At 31.7% G+C, this 3,824-nt stretch carries 3 protein-coding genes and 2 pseudogenes; 2 read left to right on the top strand and 3 right to left on the bottom strand.

What is annotated here, in order from left to right:
* From ABI549_RS13590 to ABI549_RS13580, 3 genes and pseudogenes are all read right to left on the bottom strand, one after another.
* A pseudogene (locus ABI549_RS13590) lies at positions 1-492 on the bottom strand (hypothetical protein); the annotation flags it as partial.
* 9 nt (positions 493-501) lie between these two features.
* A complete protein-coding gene (gene rlmB / locus ABI549_RS13585; RefSeq protein ID WP_348076996.1) occupies positions 502-1,236 on the bottom strand; it encodes a 23S rRNA (guanosine(2251)-2'-O)-methyltransferase RlmB in 735 nt (244 codons plus the stop codon).
* Positions 1,237-1,452: 216 nt separating this feature from the next.
* Positions 1,453-3,054: a ShlB/FhaC/HecB family hemolysin secretion/activation protein gene (locus ABI549_RS13580; RefSeq protein WP_348076995.1), complete on the bottom strand. Its 1,602-nt coding sequence runs from the start codon at positions 3,052-3,054 to the stop codon at positions 1,453-1,455.
* 224 nt (positions 3,055-3,278) lie between these two features.
* Here ABI549_RS13580 and rpsL point away from each other — a divergent pair, with 224 nt between their 5' ends.
* Complete coding sequence (gene rpsL / locus ABI549_RS13575) at positions 3,279-3,662, top strand: 30S ribosomal protein S12 (RefSeq protein WP_011963473.1); 384 nt, start codon at positions 3,279-3,281, stop codon at positions 3,660-3,662.
* 26 nt (positions 3,663-3,688) lie between these two features.
* A pseudogene (locus tag ABI549_RS13570) lies at positions 3,689-3,824 on the top strand (30S ribosomal protein S7); the annotation flags it as partial.

The following is a 3,824-nucleotide window of genomic DNA, read 5'->3' as shown; positions in this document are numbered from 1 at the left end:
ATGCTCCTCGATAAGTGTGTCTTTGTAAACCAAATAGTTTATTCGATTGGGAGATAATATTTCTTCAAGTTCTAAACCATATATGCGAGAAGCATCTGCTTTTTTGATATAAAAATTGGTAAAATTATCATTCAGAATATTTCTTACTTTGACTCTGAATGGGTTCGAATTTCCAAATGTGCAATAATCGATGGAGTCGACATGAAGGTATGGAAGTGTCTTCACGTCGCCATCAGAATGAAGCAAAGTATATATCTTGTTTATATTTGCTTCGAGTTCTTGTTGTTCGAATTCAGGATAATAAACGCGATGCCATAAAGTATCATTTCCGTCTTTGTCTTCCAGATTTATATAACCTGAAAACCGAAGTAAATCATCATAAAAAACACTGGTTTTTGTAATACGACCATATTTTTCTAAATAATGAAAAAATTCATCAGAAATAGGATAATTTTCTTTTCGAAACTTTATTTTGACATCTTTTTGAGCCATAAATTAGTTTTACGAACGTTGTCTCACCGTTTCATAAAGAAAAGCACCACAAGCGACAGAAACATTTAGAGATCCAATAGTTCCGAACATAGGTAACTTCGCTTTTTCGTCTACGATTTTTAAAACCGAAGGATTTACACCACGATCTTCGCTTCCCATAATAATGGCCACACCTTCGTTTAGCGAAATGTCATAAATATTATTTTCTGTTTTTTCGGTAGCAGCAACGGTTTTTATTCCAGAAGCTTGAAGTAAGAATATGGCATCTTTTATATGGTCTACTTTGCAAATAGGTACATTAAAAACAGCACCAGCAGAAGTTTTTACAGTATCTCCATTCACAGGAGCAGAACCTTGTTTTTGTACGATAATTCCATCGACACCCGTGCATTCGGCAGTACGAATAATAGCGCCAAAATTTCTCGCATCAGACAATTGGTCTAAAATAAGAAATAATGGTTTTTTGCCACTTTCTACAACAGTATCTATTAGTTTTTCTAAATCCTGAAACGTAATAGGAGCAATGGTAGCTACGGCACCTTGGTGGTTATTGGGTGTTAATCTGTTTAGTTTTTCGACAGGAACATACGAAAAATTGATGCTGTTTTTTTTCATCAATTTTTGTAATTCTTGCATCAATTCACTTTGCGCATCACTTTGTATAAAGACTTTGTCAATTTCTTTTTTAGCATTTATAGCTTCAATAATCGCACGTATTCCAAATATTTGGTTTTCTTTTTCCATGTGGCAAAGATAGTTTTTTTAGATTAGTTAGACTTCTTAGATGGTTAGATTTTTAGATTATTAGACTTCTTGGGTTTTAGCTCGCCTGACTTTTTTTGTCATTGGGCAGAAAAAAGAAAAATAGGCATGAGATTTTGTATTGGTTTGAAGTTGTTTCAAAACATCAACAGTCCAGTAATCTAATAATCGAACAATCCAAAAATAAAATAATCGACCTTAAAATCTCGCCTTAAAACTAATATGAACTATCGAGTTAGATAATTTAATAGCCTGCTCTTTTGTACTTCCGTTAGCATACACTAAATTGAAAAGACCGTTTTTTGTGAGCAGTCCAAATCCAAAACCCAAACCAACTAAACTGTTTGATGTGTTTGAAGATTTGTCTTGATAATAGCCATAATCGATAATTGAATGAATATAAACATTGGAGTTGGCAACATATCTATATTCTGTTAAAATGGAAGTAAAAGTATTGCCTTGCAGGCTGTTTTCATTAAATCCTCTTATAGAATTGATGCCGCCAAAACGATGTAACTCATTAATAATATAGGAATCACTATTTAAATAATGATTCAAACTCCTTATGTTTACGATGTTTTTCTTGTTTAGGTAGAAATTATGACTCAGATTTAGTTCTGCGAATATCTGATTGCTGCTGCTGAGTTCTAAATCTCTTTTTCCTGTTCCAAGTTTAAAATAGAGTTTAGTTTTGTCAGGGAATAAATAATCGTCTGGATTGTAAACCGAAAAATCTAAATGTGTCGTAACAAATGAGTTTTTGTAGTCGCTTATTGTAGTATTATTTGTGTTTTGAATATCGCTAGATTCGGCACTTTGATAACCTAAATAAACTTTGGTATTGTAATTAAAATAATACCCCAAATCGATGGAAGTCTGCGTATTTTGAAATAAACTGTCTTGTTTGAAAATATTTAATTGTGCTTTTAATCCCAATGGACTTTTGAAAATATAAGGAATTTCAATCGCACCATTGAAGGTTTTCTGATTCTTTCCGTCACTTTTCCAATAAAGAGAGATTTTTTCGCCACCGTTCAAAATGTTTTGCAATTGTAGGTCGAGATAGCCGTTTACAATTAGTTTTTTATTTTCATCATTAGTAAATCCTATAAAACCGTCAAAGGTATTTGGTTTTGCTTTTTCGAGATACACATACACCTTAGTAGAATCTTCGGTAAACAAAATTTCTGGATATTTAAGTTGGCTTACAAATCTAAATTTCTCAAAATCGGTATATATTTTTTTTAAATTCTCTTGGTTGAAAACTTTGTTTCTGTACAGTCTTTTAATTTGTTTTTTGTGACCAGTTGGGAATTTATCATAACCATTAATCACAATATCATCGAGTGTTCGGATTTTTTCTGCTGCCAAACTCAAATCTGCAAAAAGTTCGTTATTTTCTTTTTTAAAATTAATGAGCTGTAATCTCGCTAGCGAATAGCCTTTCTTTTCTAAAAGAAGTAAAGTCGTATTCATGAAATTTTCAGTTTCAGAAAGCGGTATTTTTAGGGTGTCGTTTTTTAAATTTAATAATTCAAAATTTTCACCTATATGTATATGTATGAATTTATTTTTTAAGCCAATAGTATAATTAAAAAGAAAGGTAGAATCATTTACTTTAATCACTTCATCTTGTTTAGAAGCCAGGTAACCGTTTTTTAATAATTTATTGGAAAAAGAATTTACTTCATCAATAACAGATTTTGTATTGGTGTGTTTCTTAATATATGTTAGCGAATCGATTGTTTTATTTTCCGTTTCGTTACTTCCTTTTATTTGTAAATATGAATTTTGTGCCAAAATATTTTGACAAAAGAATAGTGTAAGAATAGATAAAAGAAATTTCAATTTATTTTTTTATTTAAAGTAACGTAAAAACGCGTTGTTTCTTATTAAAACTCAAATGTATAATAATAACATTGAAAATTAATGAATTATGATTTGTTTCATCAAAAATATTTTATACATTTGCAACCCCGTAAAAAGCGGGAATTTTATAAACAAGTAATTTTTAGTATTTAATTATGCCAACAATTCAACAATTAGTAAGAATAGGAAGAACCAAAATGACTAAGAAGTCTAAATCGGTTGCCCTAGATTCTTGTCCTCAAAGAAGAGGTGTTTGTACGCGTGTTTACACTACGACTCCAAAAAAACCAAACTCTGCAATGCGTAAAGTAGCGCGTGTACGTTTGACAAACGGGAACGAAGTAAATGCTTACATCCCTGGAGAAGGACATAATCTTCAAGAGCACTCGATAGTATTAGTCAGAGGTGGAAGGGTAAAAGATTTGCCAGGAGTTAGGTATCACATTGTTCGTGGTGCGCTTGATACATCAGGTGTAGCAGGAAGAACACAAAGAAGATCTAAGTACGGAGCAAAACGCCCAAAAGAGGCTAAAAAGTAATTTTTAAAAACTTTTAAGAAAAAGACATGAGAAAAAGAGCGGCAAAGAAAAGACCACTTTTACCAGATCCAAGGTTTAATGACCAATTGGTAACACGTTTTGTGAATAACTTAATGTGGGATGGTAAGAAATCAACAGCTTTTAAAGTTTTTTATGATGCAA

The sequence above is a fragment of the Flavobacterium sp. genome, from assembly GCF_039932285.1.
Taxonomy (GTDB): Bacteria; Bacteroidota; Bacteroidia; order Flavobacteriales; family Flavobacteriaceae; genus Flavobacterium.
The sequence above is the reverse complement of the archived record's forward strand: the minus strand, read 5'-3'. Positions and strand labels throughout refer to the sequence as shown.